Below are 19,531 nucleotides of genomic sequence, written 5' to 3' on the forward strand. Positions count from 1 at the left end.
CTTCGGGGCGCGGGGGATCTTTCCCGCGCCCCGCCCGGCCTGAGACAGACCCGGCAACAGGACATCAGACCATGACCGCTCCGCTAGAGATCATTGACGCCTGCAAGGCGTTCCGAACGCCCGAAGGCAGCGTGATGACCGCGCTCGACCATGTGTCGCTGAAGCTGTCGCGCGCCGAATTCGTCACCCTTCTGGGGCCTTCGGGCTGTGGCAAGACCACCCTTTTACGCGCCATCAGCGGATTCGAGACGCTGGATGCGGGCGATGTGCTGATCGACGGCATGGCGGTGACGCAAAAGCCCGCGCATCGCCGTCCCGTCAACACCGTCTTTCAACGCTACGCCCTGTTCGGCCACATGAGCGTTGGCCGCAATGTCGGCTATGCGCTGGAACTGGCGGGCAAGGACAAGCGCGCGATCCGCGCCCGCGTGGCGGAACTGCTGGAACTGGTCGGCCTGTCGGGGCTGGAAAAGCGCAGCATCGGCCAGCTGTCGGGCGGACAGCAGCAACGCGTCGCCCTGGCTCGCGCCCTTGCCGGGCAGCCCAAGCTGCTGTTGCTGGACGAACCGCTTTCGGCGCTCGACAAGAACCTGCGCCAGAAGATGCAGCAGGAGCTGAAGGCGATCCAGCGCGAACTGGGCATCGGTTTCGTCTTCGTCACCCATGACCAGGAAGAGGCGCTGACCATGTCGGACCGCATCGCGGTGCTGGCCGGCGGGCGCATTCAGCAGATCGGCGCGCCCGGCGATCTTTACCAGACGCCGGCGAACCTGTTCACCGCCGAGTTCCTTGGTGAAAGCAATCTGCTGCCCGTGACCCTGGACGGCGCCCGCGCCAGCCTGTCCGATGGTCAGACCTTCGATGCACCCCGTGCCCCCGGCGCGGCAACCCTGCTGCTGCGCCCCGAAGCGCTGAGCCTTGCGCCCCCCGCCGGTCCCGCCCTGACCTTCGAAGGCACGATGCGCGAGACATTCTATACCGGCAAGGATCACCAGATCGCCTTTGACAGCCCGGACTTCGGCCCGATGCAGGCGCTGCTGCGGTCCGGCCCCGCCCTGCCCAGGATCGGTGCGCCGGTGACGCTGCATGCCCCGACCCAAGGGCTGCACCTGATCGACGCCACGGTGCCCGCATGAGCCTTGCCCGCCGCAAATTGCTCAGCCTGATTGCCCTTCTGGGCGGGCCGACCCTGTTCCTGCTGGTCTTCTTCTTCTGCCCGCTGCTGATCATGGTGATCTACAGCTTTCTGGAACCCGGCCTTTACGGCGGCGTGGTCTGGAACTTTTTCCACCTGAACTACGGCCGCATCCTCGGCTGGGCCGACACGCGCTATGAAAAGTTCGACCCGGTCTTTCTGATGATCTTCCTGCGCTCGATCCGGCTGGCCGGGCTGACGGTGCTGACCAGTTTGCTGATCAGCTATCCGGCGGCCTTCTGGATTGCGCGCATGCGCCCCGCGCGACGGGATTTCACGATCTTTCTCGTGACGTTGCCGTTCTTTGTCAGCCTGATCGTGCGGCTGTTTGCATGGGTGCTGATCCTGCGGCCCACCGGGTTCCTGAACCAGGGCCTGATGGGGCTGGGCCTGACCCGCGCCCCGGTCGAGTTCCTCTATACCGATTTCGCCGTCATCCTCGGCATGACCTATGTCTTCATCCCCTTCATGTTCCTGCCGCTTTACGGCGCCATCGAAAAGCTGGACATGGCCCAGATCGAAGCCTCGGCGGATCTGGGGGCGACGCGGGTGCAGACCTTCGTCAAGGTCATCCTGCCCGCGACCACGCCGGGAATTCTTGGCGGGGCGATCATCACCTTCATCCCCGCGCTCGGCAATTTCATCGTGCCCTCGGTGCTGGGCGGGGCCAAGGTGCTGATGATCGGCAACCTGATCGAACAGCAGTTCCTGTCGGCCCGCAACTGGCCCTTCGGCGCGGCGCTGTCGATGATGGTCATGGCCGCGGTTCTTGTCCTGCTTGTGCTGCAATTGCGCCTTGCCCGCGCCCGCCGGGAGGTCCGGACATGATCCTGCGTCGCCTGCTTGGCCTTTACGGCCTGCTCTTCCTTGTCTTCATCTATGCGCCCATCCTGCTGGTGGTGGTCTATTCCTTCAACGCCAACACGGTGAACATGATGATCTGGGACGGCTTTACCTTCGACTGGTATCGCCAGATCTTCGGGTTGGAGACTTCGGTCACCGAAAGCGCCACCTATATCGACAGCACGGCACAGCTTTATGCTTCGATCCGCACCAGCCTTGTGATCGCGCTGTCGACCTCGGCGCTGTCGACGGTCTTTGGCACGGCACTCGCGTTGGCGGTGGCGCGCTATCGCTTCCGGCTGGCGGGGCTTTACCGCACGCTGCTGATGGTGCCGATGATCATGCCCGACATCGTGCTGGGGATCGCGCTGCTGATCTTCTTCATCACCATCGGCATGAACCTGTCGATGCTGACCATCATCATCGGGCAATCGACCTTCCTGATTTCCTATGTCTTCGTCACCGTCTCGGCCCGGCTGGCCGAATTCGACACCAGTGTCGAAGAGGCCTCGGCCGACCTTGGGGCGACACCGGGCCAGACCTTTCGCAAGGTGACCCTGCCCGGTATCGCGCCGGGGGTCATGGGGGGCTGGCTGCTGGCCTTCATCATCTCGATGGACGATCTGGTCATCACCTATTTCATCGCCGGCACCGGCAATACCACCCTGCCCATCCATATCTGGGGAATGCTGCGCCGTGGCATCAAGCCCGAGATCAACGCCATCGCGACCCTGATGCTGCTGTTCACGATCCTGATCGCGGGCATCGGCCTATACCTCAGATCGAGACGCCAGAAATGACCACGCCTTCCCCCAAACCTCGTGCCCGCGCCCTTGGCATCCCGCTGCCCGGCACGCCCGGCCCGCTGAACGCCATCACCGATGTCCCCGGCATCGAGGTCGGCATGACCGAGATCCTGTCGTCCCGCGATCCCGCCCGCGCCACCCGCGGCATTCCCGTGCAGACCGGGGTGACGGCGATCCTGCCGCGCGGCCGCGACCCCGAACCCAAGCCCCTTTGGGCCGGGCAGTTCAGTCTGAATGGCAACGGAGAGATGACCGGCGCCCATTGGATCCGCGACGGCGGCTGGCTAAGCGGGCCGATCCTGATTTCCAATTCTCACGCCATCGGCCCCTGCCATGGGGCCGCAGTGCGCTGGATGATCGAAACCTATGGCGACATCTGGGAAGACAACCACCTATGGGCCATGCCCGTGGTGGCCGAGACCTATGACGGGTTGCTGAACGACATCAACGGCCTGCACGTCACCGAGGCGGACGCCCGCGCGGCGCTGGATGCCGCCCGCCCCGGCCCGGTCACCGAAGGCAATTCCGGCGGCGGGGCCGGCATGGTCTGCTATGAATTCAAGGGCGGGACCGGCACCGCCTCGCGCCTGCTGGAAGTCGACGGCCAGGGCTTTACGCTCGGTGCGCTGGTGCAGGCCAATCACGGTCTGCGCCCCTGGCTGACCATCGCAGGGCGCCCCGTCGGTCAGCAGATGACAGAGGCGCGGATTGCCGACATGATCAAGGAACAGGGGTCGATCATCGTGGTTCTGGCGACCGACCTGCCCCTGTCCTCAAGTCAGCTGGAGCGGCTGGCGCGGCGCGCCTCGATCGGGATCGGGCGCGGAGGCACGCCGGGGGGAAACAATTCCGGCGACATCTTCCTGGCCTTCTCGACCGCCAATGAAATGCCCCTGCCGCAGCTATCCGGCCCCTGGCGGCAGTTCACCTGCCTGAACGACGAATTGCTCGACCCGGTCTATCTGGCGGCCGTCGAAGCGGTGGACGAAGCGGTCCTGAACGCGCTTTGCGCCGCCGAGGACGTGCCGCTTGCCCGCCCCGCCAGAGGCACCTGCCGGGCGATGGACACCGACCGCCTGATGGAATTGCTGCAAGACGCCTGAGGCCAGTGGCCGGGGATGGATCCCGGCCCCGACAAGACACCGGGCGGGACAGCCCCGCCCGGCACCCCGTCAAAGACTGCGGCGCGTGACCTCGTCGAGGTAGATCATCACCGGAGTCTCGGCCTCGGCGGCCTGTTCCAGCGCCTGCGCAAAACCGGTCTCGGCCGCGCGGATTACCTGCCAGCCGCAGGCGGCAACTATGGCGCAAAGATCGGGCGTCAGGATATCGACGCCGATGGTCGGAATATCGCGTCCTTCCATATAGCTGCGGATCTCGCCGTAGCCCTGGTTGTCATGCAGCAACATGATCACCCGGGCCTGCGCCTCGACCGCCGAGGTCAGCTCGCCCAGGCAGAATTGCAGCCCGCCATCCCCGGTGATCGCCACGGCCGGGCCGCCATCGGCCAAGGCCGCCCCGATCGCCGCCGGCAGGCCATAGCCCAGCGTGCCGAACCCGGTGGCAGAGTTGAAATAGCCGCCCGGCTGCGCCGCCGCGAAACCGGAATTGCCCGTATAGACGATCTGCGTGCTGTCCCCGACGATCCGCGCGCCCGGCAGGCGGTCGCGGATCTGGCCGAGCAGCCGGAAATCCGATTGCATCGCTGCCGTGAAGGCATCAAGCGCGGCGCAACCCTGTGCCGCCCGCGCAGCCCCATCGCCCTTGCGCGGGGTCAGGCCCCGGATCAGCCGGGCGGCGGTTGCCCCCGCCTCGCCCAGCAGGCCGATCACCGTGCGGTCATTGGCACCATGGGCCACCTGTCCGGGATCAAGATCGACCCGGATCAGCGTCCCGGGCAGGACAAAGCCGCCGTCTTCGTTGAAATCGTAATCGGTCGAGCCGAATTCCGTACCAAGCGCCAGGGCGACATCGGCCCCGGCGATCATCGCGCGGACCTCGGGCAACGAAGGGCTGAAGGGTACGGCCAGCGGATGGTCGGGGGGCAAAAGCCCGCGCCCGTTGGTGGTCATCACAACCGGCGCATCCAGCGCCTCTGCCAGGGCCACCACGTCGGCGCCCTGGGCCCCGCCACCGGCCAGGATCACCGGACGATGCGCGCCCTCAAGCGCGACAAGCGCCGCGTCGAGGGACGCCGCCGAAGGTTCGGGCGCGGGCGCAACCTGCGGCGCGGCGGCGCGGGGCGTCAGTTCCATTTCCAGCACATCGACCGGGATTTCGATATGGACCGGGCGCGGGCGGGCCGAGGTGAAGACCGCAAAGGCCGCATCCAGCGCCGGTTCAAGCTCGTCAGGCGACAGGACCGTGCGGCTGAAGGCGGCAACACCGGAGACCGTGTCGCTCTGGCGCTGCATCTCGTGCAGCCAGCCTTCGCCCTTGCCCATGCGGTCGCGGTTGATCACGGTCGAGATCACCAGCATCGGGATGCTGTCGCCATAGGCCTGCCCCATGGCGGTCATGATATTGGTCATGCCTGGGCCGGAAATTATGAAACAGACGCCGGGCTTGCCTGCCGCACGGGCATAGCCATCGGCCATGAAACCGGCGCCCTGTTCATGGCGCGGCGTGATGTGGCGGATGCCGCTTTCGGGCAGGCCGCGATACATCTCGACCGTATGGACGCCGGGGATACCGAAAACCATCTCTACCCCACGTGCAGCCAGCAGCGCGGGCAGGATCGTACCAAGTTTGCGGGTCATTCTGTTTTGTCTTTCCGATATTGCAACAGGGCACGGCCAAGGATGGCCAGCGTCACCACCCCTATCAGCAGAACCGAGACCGAAGCCACCGCCGGGTCGATATTGTCGCGCAATTGCATCCACATGCGGCGCGGCAGGGTGACCGCGCGCACCGAGGTTATGAACAGGGTCACGCCGATTTCGTCCCAGGACAGGACGAAGCTCAGCAGGAAGGCTCCGGCGATGCCGAAGCGGATATTTGGCAGGATCACATGGCGGATGCGGGTCCAGGTCCCGGCCCCCATGGATTGCGCCGCAAGGTCGATGCGCCGGTCAAGCTGTGACAGGGCGACCATCAGGATGACCACGCCATAGGGCACGACCATCACCGCATGGGCCACGGCCACGCCGAGCCAGCCGTCATAGACGATCAGGCTGTTCCATTCGGTCACCTTGCGCAGGAAATAATACAGGGTCAGCGCCGAAACCACCGGCGGCGCGACCATCGGCAATAGCGCGATCCCCGCCAGCATCCCGCCGAAACGCGGCCGGTTCATCCAAAGCCCAAGGGTAAATGACAGCGCCAGCAGCGTCGCCAGACCCGCCGCCGCCAGCCCGACCTGCAAGGACAAAAGCGCGCTTTCCAGCCAGTCGGAATTGGTCAGCAGGCTTTCGTAGTGGCGCAGCGACCATTCGCCCTGCGGCACGCTGAGATAGCGTTTCGGCGTAAAGCTGACCGGCACCACCGCCAGCAGCGGCAGCAGCAGAAAGACCGAGACGAGCGCACCCAGCACGGCCGTCACAGGTCCGGGGCGATACCTGGTCATGTTCTTGTCACCCCCGAGCGGCGGATCAGCACGACGAGGAAGCCTCCGACGCCGATCATGATCATCGTCGACAGCGCAGCCGCCAGACCCCAGTCGGGGATCTGGAAGATCCGCAGGTAGATCAGTTCGGCGATCATGACCGTGCGGCCCCCGCCAAGCAGTGCGGGGATGATGTAGAAGCCCAGCGAGAAGACAAAGACCAGCAGCGTCGCGCCGGTGATCCCGCTGCGGGTCATGGGCACGAAGACCTGCCAGAACACCCGCAGGCGCGACGCCCCCATGCCTCGGGCCGCCATCAGCGCGCGGTCATCGACCTCGCGCATGGTGCTGGCCAGCGGGAAGACCGCGAAGGGGATCAGGAACTGGACCATGCCCATGATCACCCCGAATTCGTTGCGGGTCATGGTCAGCGGTTCGCTGATCAGCCCGATATTCTGCAGGATCGTATTGGCCAGCCCCCGGTTCGACAGCAGCGACAGCCAGCCGAAGGACCGCGCCAGCACCGACAGCCAGAAGGGGATCATGATGCACAATTCGACCAGCAGCCGCGTGCCCCGCGATCCCCGCACCCAAAGCAGGGTAATCGGATAGGCACAAAGGACCGAGATCACCGACGAAGCCAGACAGACCCGCGCGGTCTGCCAGAGCACGCCCCAGACCATCGGATCGCCCAGGGCCTTGGTGTAATTGCCCAGGCCGGGCTCGGGATCGGTGACGCTCAGCCACAGGATACCGGCCAGCGGCACCAGATAGGCAGCCAGCAGGAACAGGGTCAGCGGGGCAAGCAGCATGTAACGCAAGGCAGCACCTCTTCGCCGCGGGCGTACCCGCGGCGAAACCTTGAAGGGATCAGGAAGAAATCACACCGAGATAGGTATCCAGTGCGGCACCGTAGTTTTCCTCGTACCACTCCATGTCCAGCGGGATCTGCTGGACAAAGTTGGCCGGATCGACGGGGTTGTATTTCTTGTCCTCGTCCGGGACCAGGGCATCCGCTTCCGGGTTGGCCGGACCATTGCCGAGAAGTTCGAACAGCTTGACCTGCTTGGCCGGATCCTGGGTCGAGGCGATGTATTTCATCGCCGCCTCTTCGCCGCCGGGGTTGTTCGCCAGCACGCCGGTCGAACCGGGCGCGACGATGCCTTCGGCCCAGGTCATCTTGATCTCGCCCTCAGTGTCCTTGTCCAGAAGCGAAGCACGGGTGCTCCAGATCAGCGCCATGGAAACATCGCCGTTCAGCAGCAGCGACTGGCTTTCGGCGCCACCGCCCCAATAGGCTGCCACGTGGTCCTTGAAGGCGTCGATCTTGGCATGTGCCCGGTCAAGGTCGAGCGGATAGAGGTCCTCAGGCGCGACACCATCGGCCAGCAGCGCCGCTTCCCACATTCCGACGCCCCATTTGTACATGGACCGCTTGCCGGGGAACTTGTCGGTGTCGAAGAAGTCCGCCATCGAGGTCGGCGCCTCGTCATACTTGGTGCTGTCCCAGGCGATGATGTAGCTGTAGAAATAGCTGCTTGCGGCATAGTCCCACTGGAAGCCGTCGCGGATCTTGCCCGGATCGACGATATTCCAGTCGATCTTGCGCATCAGCCCCTTGTGGCCAAGCGCCTGCCCCGAGAAGGGATCGCAATCCACCATGTCCCAGGTCGGGCTGCCGCCTTCGGCCTGTGCGGTGATCGCGCCTTCGGTCGGGCCGGTGCCGTCATAGCGGATCACGATGCCGGTTTCCTCGGTGAAGCTGTCGCCAAAGGCTTCGGCCATGGCGTCGATCGCGTCACCGCCCCAGTTGACGAAGATCATCTCTTCGGTATCGGCCAGCGCGGCCCCGGCGTTCAGGCCAAGCGCCGATGTGCCCGCCAGCAGGGACATGCCCTGCACGAAGCTGCGGCGCGACATCTTGCCGGTTTTCAGGCGTTCGGCCAGGATCAGCGCCTGGTCCTTGCGGAAATGGGAATTCATCTGGTGGTTCCTCTCTGTTTGGCCTCAGAAAACGAGGCTGTCGGCCCGATCCCAGCTGACCCAGATCTGGCGTCCGGGTTCGGCAAGGTCAGGCAATTGGGCTGTCGGCATGTCCATCACCACCGGCGTTCCGGCGGGATCGGTGTCCAGCTGCAGGCGCGTGACGGCGCCCATGTAGACGCGGTCGCTGACCCGGCAGGCGATGGCGCCGGGCTGCGGCGCGGTCAGCAGCTTCATGTGTTCGGGACGCACGGCCAGGTGCGCCGCCCCCTTCGGAGCGGCCTCCGACAGGGCCAGCGCCTGTCCGGCGACCTGCGCCTGCGCGCCACTGAATGCGGCAGGGAAGATGTTGATATCGCCCAGAAACTCGGCCACGAAACGGTTCGCGGGGCGGTCATAGACCTGCTGCGGCGCCCCCATCTGTTGCAGGCGTCCGGCCTCGAAGATGGCAACGCGGGACGACAGCGCCAGGGCCTCGCTCTGGTCATGGGTGACAAAGACGAAGCTGGTGCCCATCTGGCGGTGGATGCGGCGCAACTCGTCCTGCATCTGGCCGCGCAGGTTCTTGTCGAGCGCCGAAAAGGGTTCATCCAGCAGCAGAACAGGTGGTTCATAGGCCAGCGCGCGGGCCAGGGCGACGCGCTGCTGTTGACCGCCCGACAGGCCCGATGGCTTCTTGTGGCCGTGCCCGGAGAGGCCGACCATCTCGATCATCTCGGCCACCCGCGCACGGATCTGCGCGGCCGAGCGTTTCTGCACCTTCAGCGGAAAGGCAATATTGTCCTCGACGCTCATATGCGGGAACAATGCGTAGCCTTGGAAGACCATGCCGAAACCGCGCGCCTCGGCGGGGCTGTTGCTGCGGTCGATTCCCTCGACCAGCAGCTTGCCGCGTGTCGCATCGACGAACCCGGCGAGGATCATCAGAAAGGTCGTCTTGCCCGACCCCGAAGGCCCCAGAAGGGTGACGAATTCCCCCGGCTCGATCCGCATCGACACGGCGTCGAGGGCGGTGAAATCTCCGAAGTCCTTGCCGATGGACAGGGCTTCGATGGCGGCCGCCTGAATGCTCACGTGGTCAAATTCCCGTTTGGTCGATCTGCTTCGAGCCATTAGGACCGCAGGGCAGCAAAGTGACAAACGAAACTTCTTGATCCTCAGAACAAACAAAATTTGCCACGCAGGCAGAAGTTTTCATTCCGCGTAACGGTTGCGCAGGGCGCCCCGCAACCAGCCGAGGAAAGTGGCAACGACAGAATTTTCCGCCCGATCCGACGGGGTGACAAGATAATAGGCGCTTTCCGTCGGCAACGAGACGTCGAAGGGCCGGACAAGGGCGCCCCGGGCCAGGGCCTCTCCGCACACAAATTCATCACCAAGCGCGACGCCCTGCCCGGCCAGAGCCGCCGAGTAAACCAGGTTCATGTCCGTAAAGCGGATTCCATGCTGCGCGGTTTCCGGGCCCATGCCGACGAGACGCATCCAATCCACCCATTCATTGATGGCATCCAGATGCAGCAGTGTCGCCTTTTGCAGGCTGCGCAGATCCGCAAAGCCGTCGTGGCGGTTCAGGTAGGCCGGGCTGCAGACCGGCGTGAAGTCGATGCGTTGCAACAATTCCACGTCCACATCCCCGGGAAATTCGCGCCCGAAGGCAATAAAGACATCTGCTTCGGGGTTGCTGACATCATTCAGGCGGCGTGGTGTGGTGATGTTCAGGATCACATCCGGATAGGCCTGCGCAAACCCGTCGATGAAGGTGCAAAGCCAGTTGCTGGCGATGCCGGGCGGGCAGCTTAACGTCATTTCACCGCTGACGCCCTGTGTGCCGGACCGCGCGGCGGCGGCGGAAATAAGGTCCAGCGCCTTGCGGATATCGCGGGCGAACCCGCGCCCCAGGGGAGTGAGTTCCAGCCGCGCCCCTGCCCTGTTCAGCATCGGAAAACCCAGGTCGCGTTCCAACAGGCGCAACTGGTGGGTGACCGCGCTTTTGGTCAGGTGCAGGTCTTCGGCCGCCTGCCAGACGGTGCCGAGCCGTGCGAAACTTTCCAGGGCCCTCAGCGCCTGTGTCGATGGAGTCCGCCGCATTGCGCTTCCCTCTTGCCAATCCTGCCCTCAATGGTGAACAAATTCGTTTGTCACGCAACCCATGCATTGATTTTCCGCGGTCTCGCGGCGCCCCCGGGCGGAAGGAGCCTCATGACCACCAATACTGCCCCTCCTTCGGAGGCTCTATCCCGTCTTGCAGCCCTTCTGGGCACCGCCGGATGCATGACCGGCGACCAGATCCCCGCCGCCTGTCGCAGTGACGCGAGCATGACGGGCCAGCAGGGTCCGGTAGCGCTGTTGCGCCCGGCTTCGGTCGAAGAGGTTTCGCAAGCGCTGGCGATTTGCTCTGCCGCCGGGCTGTGCATCGTGCCCCAGGGCGGCATGACCGGGCTGGCAGGCGCTGCCAATCCCGGCAAGGGACAGGTCGCCCTGTCGATGGCGCGCTTTCATGGGGTCGAGGCGCTGGACGCCACCGCTGGCACGATCACCCTGCGCGCCGGCACGATCCTGCAACAGGCCCAGCAACAAGCCGAAGCCGCAGGTGCCCTGTTTCCCATCGATCTCGGCGCCCGCGGCAGTTGCCAGATCGGCGGGCTGATCGCCACAAATGCGGGCGGGCTGAGGGTGCTGCGCTATGGCACGACGCGGGACAACCTGCTGGGGCTCGAGGTCGTGCTGGCCGATGGCACGGTGCTGAGCCATCTGAACGAGGCGGTAAAGGACAACACCGGGCTGGACCTGAAACAGGTGATCCTTGGCTCCGAAGGGACGCTGGCCGTGGTGACCCGCGCCGTGTTTCGCCTGGCGCCGCAACCGGCCCCCATTCACAGCGCAATCTGCGCCCTGCCCAGCCCCGAGGCCGCGCCGGACCTGCTGCGCCGCGCCCGCGAAGCCCTGCCCCTTCAGGCCTTCGAAACCATGTGGCCCAGCTACCTGACACTGGTCGAAGGGCTGGAACAGACCCGGCTTTTCGACGAAACTCCGGGCCTTGCCGTGCTGATCGAGGCCGAATGCCCGCTGGAAAATTTCCTTGAAACCGCTTTCGAAGATGGTCTGATAGTGGACGCCCTTCTGGCCCAGTCGTTGGCCGAGGCGCAGACCTTCTGGGCGCTGCGCGAAGGCCACCGGATCGACGCCGCCCTGCCCGGCCTGATGAATTTCGACGTCAGCCTGCCGATCGGAGAGATGGCCGCCTATGTCGCCGAAACCACCGCCGCTATCGGGAATATCGACGCAGGCGCTGCCGTGCATTTCTTTGGTCATATGGCGGATGGAAACCTGCATGCGGTGCTGCATGCCCCCGGCGCCGATGCCGCAGGCCTGCACGGGATGGAGGCCGCGATCTATGGAGGCATCCGCGCCCGAGGCGGCGCGATTTCTGCCGAACATGGCATCGGCACCCTGAAACGCGACTGGTTGGAGCATTCCCGCAGCGCCGATGAAATCGCCCTGATGCGCCGGATCAAGGCGGCCTTCGACCCCGGGGGCCTGCTGAACCCCGGCAAGGTCTTCTGACCGGGCTTCAGCCCGCCATTTCCTGTTTGATCCAGGCGGCAAAGGCCGCAGCGGGCGCCGTCAACCCGCCCGGCGGAGGGGTGATCCAGTAGCCCGCAGGGGCCGGCATCTCTTCCTCAAAAGGCCGCACCAGCCGCCCTGAACTCAGCGAGCGCGCACAGGTCAGGCTGTCGCCCAGACAGATGCCCAGCCCCGCCTCGGCAGCAGCATACATGGCCAGCAGCCCGGTAAACCTCAGCCCCCCGCCCCGTGGCGCCCAAGCAGGCCCGGCGACCTGCAACCAACGCGCCCAGTCAGAGCGATCATCAAGATGCATCAGCATGTCCGCGCTCAGATCATCCGGCGTCAAACCCCCGGCATCATAAAGGAAATCCGGGCTACAGACAGGAAAGAAGGCGACGGCAAGCAGCAGTTCCGCCGTCTTGGGCGGGGTTTCTGTAAAGCTGATCCACAGATCGCAGTCCGGCACCTCCTCGCCCGAGGCGAGGCTGGTCAGGGTCAGCGAAATCTCCGGATACAGGTTCAGGAACCGGCGCAGGCGGGGCGCCAGCCAGGTCGCCGCCAGACCAGAGGACACGGCCACGTCCAGTGCGCCCCGCGTTGCCCCGACCCCGCGATGCGCGTCCCGCAACAGCGCCAGCGCCGGGCGCACGGCAGCCACATATCGCCGCGCCTCGCCGGTCAGCACGATCCCGCGCCCCCGCGTTTCGGTCAGGGCAAACCCCAACCGCGCCTCAAGGGCCTTCAGCTTGTGACTGACCGCGCTCTGGCTCAGGTTCACGGCCCCGGCGGCGGCGCGCAGGGTCCCGGCCCGTTCAAGGGCGTCGAGGGCTTCCAATGCGGCGAGGGGCGGAATATTCATGCAAATACTGCACCGTTCAGCGACGAAAATGTCAATAGTCATGAAAATATTTCATGATTAAGATGGGCGCGATCCCAACCGGCACAATCTGCCCATCAGAAGCCGAACTGCCGGATCCCCCGATGACATCAACAGGAAGAGACCAGGATGGAAGCCAGTTTTTCACGCCGCAAGCTGCTTGAACCGCAGGAGCTGAAGTATCTTAACCAACGCTCGGATCTGCGCGGCTGGCTGCAGATGGGCAGCCACATCGGGGCCATCGTGCTGGCCGGTATTGCCCATGCGATGGTGATGGGCACCTGGTGGGTGCTGCTGACCGGCTTCGTGCTGGGGGTCCTGCTGAATTTTCTTTACGCCGCGCAGCACGAGCTGTCCCATTCCACCGTCTTTGCCAATCGCAAGCTGAACGAGATCTGGGGCCGCATCATCGGCTTCCTGATGATCTTTCCGCGCGATTTCGATCAGGTCATGCATTTCGCCCACCACAAGTGGACCCAGGACTGGAACCGCGACGGCGAGTTGGTGCGCGAACCCTACACGCTGCACAGCTACCTGCTGTGGCTGGTCGGGGTCAGCTATTGGCGCAACCGCTTTGTCGGGCTGGTGCGACGCGCCCGTGGCGTGATCATCGAACCCTATATCCGCCCCGATGAAGAAGCCAAGATCATCCGCGAAGCCCGCATCCATGTGGTGCTGTACGGTGCCATCATCCTTGCCTCGCTGGCCTTCGGAAGCTGGGCCTGGGCGACCTTCTGGATCCTGCCGATGCTGCTGACCAAGCCCGTGCATCAGTTGCAGAACACCATCGAACACCTCGGCCTCAGCCACGAAGACAACATCCTGGAAAACACCCGTTCGACCCGGACCAACGCGGTGATGCGCTGGCTTTGCTGGCAGATGCCCTATCACACAGCGCATCACACCTTTCCGTCCGTGCCCTTCTGGAAGCTGCGCGAGCTGAACAGCAAGATCGAGGACAAGGCCGGCGAGGTCTGGCGCATGGGCTGGATTGAATTCCAGATCGAGGTGATCGGCAAGCTGCGCCAGAAGGACGAAAGCCAGTACCCGATGAACGAGGTCTGGGTGATCCCCCACGCCGGCCGCAGCCTGCGGATGCCCGCGGAATGAGCCGGTCTCTGGATGTCTATACCTCGCTCTGGGCCATGCAACCGCATGATCCGACGGGGGTAAAGCTGCCCTATGAGCAGGTCGTCGACATGGTGGCGGATGCGGGCTATCGCGGCATGGCGCTGGATTTCGGGGCCACCTCGGCCGAGGATATCCATCGCATCCTGCCGATGATGTCGCGCGCCGGGCTGCGGCCCTTCCTGGTCGATTTTCCCAAGACCATCGAGTCCCTCCGCCCGGTGCTGCGCCTCGCGAAAAAGCATGACGCGCCCTTCGTCGTGGTGATCGGGCAGGTGATGCCCTTGACGGTCGCAGGCATGATCCCGGTCATCCGCGCCTGGATCGCCATGTCCGAAGAGGAAGGCATGCCGATCCTCTTCGAGACCCATCGCAACTGCATCACCAATGACCTTTACGCAACGCTCTGCCTGCTGGACGCGGTGCCCGAGATGCGGCTTTGCGCGGACCTGTCGCATTATGTCGTGGGCCGGGAAATGACCTTGCCGATCCCGGAGCGCGAAATGCAGCACATGAGCCGCATCCTTGCACGCTCCGACAGCTTTCAGGGCCGGGTCGCGGGGCGACAGCAGGTGCAGCTTCAGCTTGAGTTCCCGCAGAATGCCAAGTGGGTCGACCTGTTTAGGGACTGGTGGGCAGAGGGGCTGGCCTCATGGCGGGCGCGAAACGACGAGGGAAGCTGCGTCTATCTGTGCGAACTTGGCCCGCCCGATTACGCCATCACCGGCCCGGATGGGCGCGAGATGTCGAACCGCTGGGACGAGGCCCTGACGATCAAGGGCTGGGTGGAAGAGATCTGGGCCGGGCTTGAGGCGGCTGAGCGCGTTTAGCGCCCCCACGTCTTCCCGGGAAGGTCCACCGCCAGAACGGTCGCTGCTTTTTCATCAAAGCGGCGGCCGTTTTCATGTGCGCGCGCTGCCCCAGCGCGCGTGCCCCCTTGCAATACCGGGGCCCGAGGCGGAAAGATCATCGTGATCTTGAAGGGAACGCGACCGGGGCTGCCGCGTTGGTCCTGAGATGGGGTCCTGCCCCGACATCGACAGCCCATAGGACCAGCCTGATGCCAGACGCACATGACAGCGAAACGGCCACCGCCGAAAAGGTGGTGCGCGATGTGCCCGTGCTTTGGCTTCTGGGCAAGACGGGGGCCGGGAAAAGCTCTCTCATCCGGGCCCTGACCGGGCTTGACCGCGTCGAGATCGGCAATGGTTTCACCTCCTGCACCCAGACCTCGCGTCGCTTCGATTATCCGGCCGATGAACCGCTGCTGAGCTTTCTCGACACGCGGGGCCTCGGCGAGGCGGGGTATGATCCGGCCGGGGATCTGGCGTTCTGCGAAGGCCACAGCCATGCGGTGCTTATCGTCGCCCGCCTCGACGATCAGGTACAGGGAGAGGTCGCGCAGGCCCTCGGCCGTGTTACATCGGGGCGTCGGCGCGTGCCGCTGCTGGTGGTGCATACCGGCGCCGACCTGATCCCCGATGCCGCCGCCCGCGACCGGGCCCGCGCCACGACGCAGCGCCGTTTGGAGAAGGCTGCGGGAACCGAGCTTCCCAGTGTCATCCTGGCGCTGCCCTCGGACATCATCAGAACTGAAGCGTCCGATCCCGAAGGACTTGAGGATCTGCGCGACGCCATCGACCAGATCCTGCCCGCCGCGGGCCTGCTGCTGCGCCGCGAACAGGGCCGCGGTGCCGAAGCCCGCGCCTATGAGGACATTCGCCACCGGGTGCTTTATCACGCCGGGATTGCCAGCGCGTCGGATACCATCCCGGCGCTGGGGCTGGTCGCCTCGACCGGGGTGCAGGTGAACATGCTGCGCGAACTTGGGGCGCATTACGGCTACCCGATGACCCGCGCGGCGCTGAAGACCTTTGTCGCGGCCCTCGGGGCCGGGATCGGCGCACGCTTCGCGCTTGGCGTCGGGGCGCGGCAGGTGGGCAAGGTGATCCCGATCTTCGGACAGACGGCGGGGGCGGCATTGGCCTCGACGCTGACCTTTGCCGCGACCTATGCGATTGGCCGTGCCGCGGCCTACTACCTGTTCTGGACCGCGCGGGGCGAAACCCCGCCCCCAAGCCGCGTGCGTGAGGTCTTTGCCGCCGCAATGAAGCGGGCAACGCCGCATGATGCGCGCGCGAACCGCGCACCTTCACGGGCCACAAAGGCAAGACGCGCCGCGACGCAGGCCATCCGGGCAAGACGCGCCGCGACGCGGGATGGCAAGACCGGGGACACATCGCCGGATGCTTGACCGGATCCTGTCCCTGCTGCTGCGCTGGCGCGTGCTGGGACCGGCGTTCATTCTGGTTCTGCCCGTGGCGCTGCTGATCGTGCTGGGGGCGGTATGGCTGTTCCAACAGGGTTTTCTGCTGATCTATGCCGTGGTGACGGTGGGCCTCGTGCTGGCGCTCGCCGTGCTGATGCGGCTGCTGCAATGGCTGCACAGCCGCCGTCTGGCCCGCGCCGAGCCGGCCTCGACCGGGGCGCGGCCGCAATTGCCCCCCGACCCCGGCTGGAGCGACAATGAACGCAGGGCCTTTGCCACTGCTCAGGCCCTGATTGCCGACCGGCTGGGCGACCCCCTGCCCCTTGACGCCTATCAGCCCTTCGGTCTGGAACTGCTTGAGACCATTGCCGCGGCCTCGACCCGGGCGGGCAAGCGGGGCAAGACACCGCTGGATTTCACGATCCCCGAAGCACTGCTGCTGATCGAACAGGTCTCGGGAAGGCTGCGCGATACCCTGCGACGGCGTCTGCCGCTGGCCGATCATGTCTCGGTCCGGCTCGTGTTCTGGGCCGCCCGCCATCAGGCGAGAGCGCGGCAATTGTTCGGCCATGGCTATACCGGCTGGCGCGTCCTGCGCGCCGTGTTGAACCCGCCCGGCGCGGTCCTGCGCGAGGCCGGTGAACTGGTCTCCAGCGGGTTCGGCCGGATGCTGCGCGATGAAACCCAGGTGATCCTGCAGGTCGCCTTGTTCGAGGAACTCGCCCGGTCCGCAGTCGAACTGTACTCCGGACGCCTGCGCCTGTCGGACGCAGAGATCCTGCATCACCTTTCCGAGGAAGGCGCTTATGATCAAAGCCGCGGCGCCTCCCCCGACGCCCCCCTTCGGATCGCCATCGCCGGTCAGGTCAGCGTCGGGAAAAGCAGTCTGATCAATGCCCTGCTCGGGGTCGAGGCCGCCGAAACCGACGCACCGCCGACCACCGACCGCGCCACCACCCATATGACCGAAATCGCCGGCCTGCCCTGTGTCCTGCTGGACCTTCCGGGCCTTGACGGCGACGGCTCCGCGCAAGAGGCCATGCTGCGTGATCTGGCCGAGGCCGATATCGTGCTGTGGCTGGTGGCCGCGTCCCGCCCGGCGCGGGACATCGACCGCAGGGTGCTGGCAGCCTGGCAGGCGCTATACGCCGATCACCCGGTGCTGCGCGCGCCCCCGGTCATTGCACTGGCCACCTTTGCCGACCGGCTGGTCGAGGGCTGGCCCTACCCCGAACATGTCATGCCCCGCGCTGCGCAGGACCGCATCCAGCAGGCGGTTGCCGCCATCGCCTCGGATACCGGGCTGCCCCAGCCGATCCCGGTCTGTCTGGCGCAACCCGACTGGAACCTGACAGCCGTCGACCGCGCCCTGTCGGCGCAGTTGGAAGAAGGGCTTCGGGTTCAAAGGGCACGGATCCGCCATGCGCGCTCGGTGCTGGATCTGCGTGGGGATGCGGTCCGTTCGGCCCTCAGCCTGGGGCGGAACCTGAAATGGTTCACACGGCAAATGGGGGCGCGGAAAGCGACGCAGGCTGCCAGAGACCCCGATCAGTAGACAGGTGGGCCAGGAAGCCGGTCATATGGCCCGAGGCGCCGCAAGGGGCGCATCGGGCCAGCGTCTTCGCCGATCAGTGACTGCCGGAGAAGACCAGCACGGTGAACGGGGTCATGAACATGCGGATCCTGAGGCCTGCAGCATGGACGACACCGATGGTGTCCACCACATGCAGGAAGATCCGCTTGCCGGTGCTCAGGTCTTCGGTCTCGAGCCGGTGGTGATTGTCGGTATAAAGCATCACCTGACAGCTGCTGCCCGGCGGCACCATGTCGGCCTCGCCCGCATAAAGCGGCTCGAGGTAGACCGTGACCGTGCCGGGGCGCACATCGTCCTGCGGATCGCGCAACTGGTCGCTTGGACGGAACTGCCCCGACGGGATGACGCTCTGGATATCGGTTACCACCACCGGAATGATATCCAGCGGTTTGCTGATGCAGGCCATCTCGCCGACCATATGCTCATGGATGACCTGCGAGCCGATCTGGTTGAAACCGGCCTGGAAACGGCGGCTTTCGATCGAGCTGGGCACCAGGATACCGGCCGGGCGCAGGAACGGGTTGACGAAATCGCCAAGCTGCACGGCAAGCTGTTCGATATGGCCATCGACGCCTGCCGAGATCAGGGTCTTGTCCTGCTCGGCCAGCGCCAGTTCAAGCTGCGCATCCGCACTGGCAAGCTGGGCGGGCAGGACATCGTCCAACTGCTGCTGTGCCGCGGCCATCTGCAACTCGGCCGCCTCGACCTGTGCGGTCCGCTGCGCGACCAGGTTTTCCAGCCGTTCGATTTCCGTCAACCGCACCGCGCTGGAGCCTTCGTCGCGCAGGGTCTCGTTGCGCTCCAGTTCCTGACGCGACTGGTTCAGCGCGGCGCTGGCCTGGGCGATCCCGGCACTGGCCTGCGCCAGCGCGGTTTCGGCCAGTTTGCCCGACGCCTCGGTTTCCGCGAGAAGGGCGCGCGCCGCATCGACCTGCGCGGCCTGCTGCAGACCATCAAGCTGGATCAGCGGATCGCCCGCTTTCACCTGCTGGCCATTGCTGACGTAGACCTCGGACACCCGGCCCGACACCTGCGGCACCAGCGTCACGGTCCGGAAGTAGGACGACACCGACACGCTGGCCGGATGGTAGTAGAACAGGACGGTGATCAGCGAGACGGTCAGGAACAGCCAGACCGTCAGCCCCCAACGCAGCTCATACCAGGCCGAATAGATGTTGATTTCCTTGCCCAGGCGCTTGCCCTGGGCATAACGGCGATAAAGATAGTCCGGCAGCAGCGAGACCAGAGAACAGATAAGTGCCTCGAGCATGGGTCAGTGTTCCTCTGCCGGGGAAGTCGCGGTGGCGGCGACCGGGGTCTGTTGCGGCGTGGCGGCCGTGGTGGCGGATTTGCCTCCGGCCATTTCGCCCAGGGAGCGCGCCATGGATTGCAGCGGCGACAACATGTCGGGGAACTGGAACCCGGCCAGGATGATCGCGGCGACCCAGAACATGCCGTTATGGGTAAACAGCGCCAGCAAGGCCAGAATGCCGACGATCTGCATCTGCGGATGGCTGGCCTTGTGGGCCATGCGTTCCGGAATCGAATGCAGCGTCAGGTACATCACGCCGATACCAACGGTCAGCACGATGGCGAATATCGCCATGATCGTGAACAGCGGATCGCTGCCATCGGCGCTGGCCACGTAGCCCGGGATATGCTCCGGGGCCGCAGGATGGATCATATGGGGCTCCACCGTTTTCTCCCTTGTGCTTTCGTATCCGG

At 65.2% G+C, this 19,531-nt stretch carries 18 protein-coding genes; 9 read left to right on the plus strand and 9 right to left on the minus strand.

The annotated features are described in order from the left end of the window. Window positions 1–71: 71 nt before the first annotated feature. From PSAL_RS07610 to PSAL_RS07625, 4 genes are read left to right on the plus strand one after another with little or no spacing between them, the layout of a single operon-like run. On the plus strand, window positions 72–1,136 hold the full coding sequence (locus PSAL_RS07610) for an ABC transporter ATP-binding protein (RefSeq protein ID WP_119838792.1): 1,065 nt from the start codon (window positions 72–74) through the stop codon (window positions 1,134–1,136). Further along, window positions 1,133–2,023 carry an ABC transporter permease gene (locus tag PSAL_RS07615; protein WP_119838791.1) on the plus strand — a complete coding sequence of 297 codons (891 nt, stop codon included), beginning with the start codon at window positions 1,133–1,135 and terminating at the stop codon, window positions 2,021–2,023. The genes PSAL_RS07610 and PSAL_RS07615 overlap by 4 nt, the downstream gene beginning before the upstream one ends. Then, entirely contained in the window at window positions 2,020–2,838 is an 819-nt protein-coding gene (locus PSAL_RS07620; RefSeq protein WP_119838790.1) for an ABC transporter permease, read from the plus strand. Before PSAL_RS07615 ends, PSAL_RS07620 begins: the two co-directional genes overlap by 4 nt. Further along, window positions 2,835–3,947, plus strand: coding sequence for a DmpA family aminopeptidase (locus PSAL_RS07625; protein WP_119838789.1), 1,113 nt, complete (start codon window positions 2,835–2,837; stop codon window positions 3,945–3,947). The genes PSAL_RS07620 and PSAL_RS07625 overlap by 4 nt, the downstream gene beginning before the upstream one ends. A 69-nt stretch (window positions 3,948–4,016) precedes the next feature. Here PSAL_RS07625 and PSAL_RS07630 read toward each other — a convergent pair whose 3' ends face one another. The 6 genes from PSAL_RS07630 to PSAL_RS07655 form a co-directional block, all read right to left on the minus strand. Further along, window positions 4,017–5,603, minus strand: a complete 1,587-nt coding sequence (locus tag PSAL_RS07630; RefSeq protein WP_119838788.1) for a 5-guanidino-2-oxopentanoate decarboxylase — start codon at window positions 5,601–5,603, stop codon at window positions 4,017–4,019. Continuing rightward, window positions 5,600–6,409: an ABC transporter permease gene (locus PSAL_RS07635; RefSeq protein WP_119838787.1), complete on the minus strand. Its 810-nt coding sequence runs from the start codon at window positions 6,407–6,409 to the stop codon at window positions 5,600–5,602. The genes PSAL_RS07630 and PSAL_RS07635 overlap by 4 nt, the downstream gene beginning before the upstream one ends. Continuing rightward, window positions 6,406–7,200: an ABC transporter permease gene (locus tag PSAL_RS07640; protein WP_119838786.1), complete on the minus strand. Its 795-nt coding sequence runs from the start codon at window positions 7,198–7,200 to the stop codon at window positions 6,406–6,408. The genes PSAL_RS07635 and PSAL_RS07640 overlap by 4 nt, the downstream gene beginning before the upstream one ends. Before the next feature lie 58 nt (window positions 7,201–7,258). Then, a complete protein-coding gene (locus PSAL_RS07645; protein ID WP_119838785.1) occupies window positions 7,259–8,371 on the minus strand; it encodes an ABC transporter substrate-binding protein in 1,113 nt (370 codons plus the stop codon). 24 nt (window positions 8,372–8,395) lie between these two features. Continuing rightward, entirely contained in the window at window positions 8,396–9,445 is a 1,050-nt protein-coding gene (locus tag PSAL_RS07650; protein WP_231388646.1) for an ABC transporter ATP-binding protein, read from the minus strand. Between the two features lie 120 nt (window positions 9,446–9,565). Further along, window positions 9,566–10,459, minus strand: coding sequence for a LysR substrate-binding domain-containing protein (locus PSAL_RS07655; RefSeq protein WP_119838783.1), 894 nt, complete (start codon window positions 10,457–10,459; stop codon window positions 9,566–9,568). Between the two features lie 111 nt (window positions 10,460–10,570). Here PSAL_RS07655 and PSAL_RS07660 point away from each other — a divergent pair, with 111 nt between their 5' ends. Further along, complete coding sequence (locus PSAL_RS07660) at window positions 10,571–11,935, plus strand: FAD-binding oxidoreductase (RefSeq protein WP_119838782.1); 1,365 nt, start codon at window positions 10,571–10,573, stop codon at window positions 11,933–11,935. Window positions 11,936–11,942: 7 nt separating this feature from the next. On the opposite strand, the gene PSAL_RS07665 is transcribed toward PSAL_RS07660, so the two are convergent. Further along, window positions 11,943–12,797, minus strand: a complete 855-nt coding sequence (locus tag PSAL_RS07665) for a LysR substrate-binding domain-containing protein (RefSeq protein WP_196222754.1) — start codon at window positions 12,795–12,797, stop codon at window positions 11,943–11,945. 147 nt (window positions 12,798–12,944) lie between these two features. On the opposite strand from PSAL_RS07665, the gene PSAL_RS07670 reads away from it, so the two are divergent. From PSAL_RS07670 to PSAL_RS07685, 4 genes are all read left to right on the plus strand, one after another. Further along, the gene (locus PSAL_RS07670; RefSeq protein WP_119838780.1) at window positions 12,945–13,925 is read left to right on the plus strand and encodes a fatty acid desaturase; all 981 of its coding nucleotides are present in this window, start codon (window positions 12,945–12,947) and stop codon (window positions 13,923–13,925) included. Next, the gene (locus PSAL_RS07675) at window positions 13,922–14,773 is read left to right on the plus strand and encodes a sugar phosphate isomerase/epimerase family protein (protein ID WP_231388647.1); all 852 of its coding nucleotides are present in this window, start codon (window positions 13,922–13,924) and stop codon (window positions 14,771–14,773) included. Before PSAL_RS07670 ends, PSAL_RS07675 begins: the two co-directional genes overlap by 4 nt. A gap of 230 nt (window positions 14,774–15,003) precedes the next feature. Beyond that, the gene (locus PSAL_RS07680) at window positions 15,004–16,197 is read left to right on the plus strand and encodes a YcjF family protein (protein ID WP_196222753.1); all 1,194 of its coding nucleotides are present in this window, start codon (window positions 15,004–15,006) and stop codon (window positions 16,195–16,197) included. After that, window positions 16,190–17,767 carry a GTPase family protein gene (locus PSAL_RS07685; RefSeq protein WP_119838778.1) on the plus strand — a complete coding sequence of 526 codons (1,578 nt, stop codon included), beginning with the start codon at window positions 16,190–16,192 and terminating at the stop codon, window positions 17,765–17,767. The genes PSAL_RS07680 and PSAL_RS07685 overlap by 8 nt, the downstream gene beginning before the upstream one ends. A gap of 73 nt (window positions 17,768–17,840) precedes the next feature. On the opposite strand, the gene PSAL_RS07690 is transcribed toward PSAL_RS07685, so the two are convergent. Together PSAL_RS07690 and PSAL_RS07695 are read right to left on the minus strand one after the other, a co-directional pair. Next, entirely contained in the window at window positions 17,841–19,076 is a 1,236-nt protein-coding gene (locus PSAL_RS07690) for an HlyD family secretion protein (protein ID WP_119838777.1), read from the minus strand. Window positions 19,077–19,079: 3 nt separating this feature from the next. Beyond that, window positions 19,080–19,490, minus strand: coding sequence for a hypothetical protein (locus tag PSAL_RS07695; protein WP_196222752.1), 411 nt, complete (start codon window positions 19,488–19,490; stop codon window positions 19,080–19,082). Window positions 19,491–19,531: the final 41 nt, after the last annotated feature.

Origin of the sequence: Pseudooceanicola algae, assembly GCF_003590145.2 — a bacterium.
Lineage (GTDB): Bacteria > Pseudomonadota > Alphaproteobacteria > Rhodobacterales > Rhodobacteraceae > Pseudooceanicola > Pseudooceanicola algae.

Excerpts from the sequence above, each read along its gene's own strand:
- PSAL_RS07635 (WP_119838787.1), bottom strand. The coding sequence starts at position 6,409 with ATGACCAGGTATCGCCCCGGACCTGTGACGGCCGTGCTGGGTGCGCTC.
- PSAL_RS07665 (WP_196222754.1), bottom strand. The coding sequence starts at position 12,797 with ATGAATATTCCGCCCCTCGCCGCATTGGAAGCCCTCGACGCCCTTGAA.
- PSAL_RS07630 (WP_119838788.1), bottom strand. The coding sequence starts at position 5,603 with ATGACCCGCAAACTTGGTACGATCCTGCCCGCGCTGCTGGCTGCACGT.
- PSAL_RS07670 (WP_119838780.1), top strand. The coding sequence starts at position 12,945 with ATGGAAGCCAGTTTTTCACGCCGCAAGCTGCTTGAACCGCAGGAGCTG.
- PSAL_RS07620 (WP_119838790.1), top strand. The coding sequence starts at position 2,020 with ATGATCCTGCGTCGCCTGCTTGGCCTTTACGGCCTGCTCTTCCTTGTC.
- PSAL_RS07645 (WP_119838785.1), bottom strand. The coding sequence starts at position 8,371 with ATGAATTCCCATTTCCGCAAGGACCAGGCGCTGATCCTGGCCGAACGC.
- PSAL_RS07675 (WP_231388647.1), top strand. The coding sequence starts at position 13,922 with ATGAGCCGGTCTCTGGATGTCTATACCTCGCTCTGGGCCATGCAACCG.
- PSAL_RS07655 (WP_119838783.1), bottom strand. The coding sequence starts at position 10,459 with ATGCGGCGGACTCCATCGACACAGGCGCTGAGGGCCCTGGAAAGTTTC.
- PSAL_RS07640 (WP_119838786.1), bottom strand. The coding sequence starts at position 7,200 with ATGCTGCTTGCCCCGCTGACCCTGTTCCTGCTGGCTGCCTATCTGGTG.
- PSAL_RS07685 (WP_119838778.1), top strand. The coding sequence starts at position 16,190 with ATGCTTGACCGGATCCTGTCCCTGCTGCTGCGCTGGCGCGTGCTGGGA.
- PSAL_RS07610 (WP_119838792.1), top strand. The coding sequence starts at position 72 with ATGACCGCTCCGCTAGAGATCATTGACGCCTGCAAGGCGTTCCGAACG.
- PSAL_RS07625 (WP_119838789.1), top strand. The coding sequence starts at position 2,835 with ATGACCACGCCTTCCCCCAAACCTCGTGCCCGCGCCCTTGGCATCCCG.
- PSAL_RS07660 (WP_119838782.1), top strand. The coding sequence starts at position 10,571 with ATGACCACCAATACTGCCCCTCCTTCGGAGGCTCTATCCCGTCTTGCA.
- PSAL_RS07680 (WP_196222753.1), top strand. The coding sequence starts at position 15,004 with ATGCCAGACGCACATGACAGCGAAACGGCCACCGCCGAAAAGGTGGTG.
- PSAL_RS07695 (WP_196222752.1), bottom strand. The coding sequence starts at position 19,490 with ATGATCCATCCTGCGGCCCCGGAGCATATCCCGGGCTACGTGGCCAGC.
- PSAL_RS07690 (WP_119838777.1), bottom strand. The coding sequence starts at position 19,076 with ATGCTCGAGGCACTTATCTGTTCTCTGGTCTCGCTGCTGCCGGACTAT.
- PSAL_RS07615 (WP_119838791.1), top strand. The coding sequence starts at position 1,133 with ATGAGCCTTGCCCGCCGCAAATTGCTCAGCCTGATTGCCCTTCTGGGC.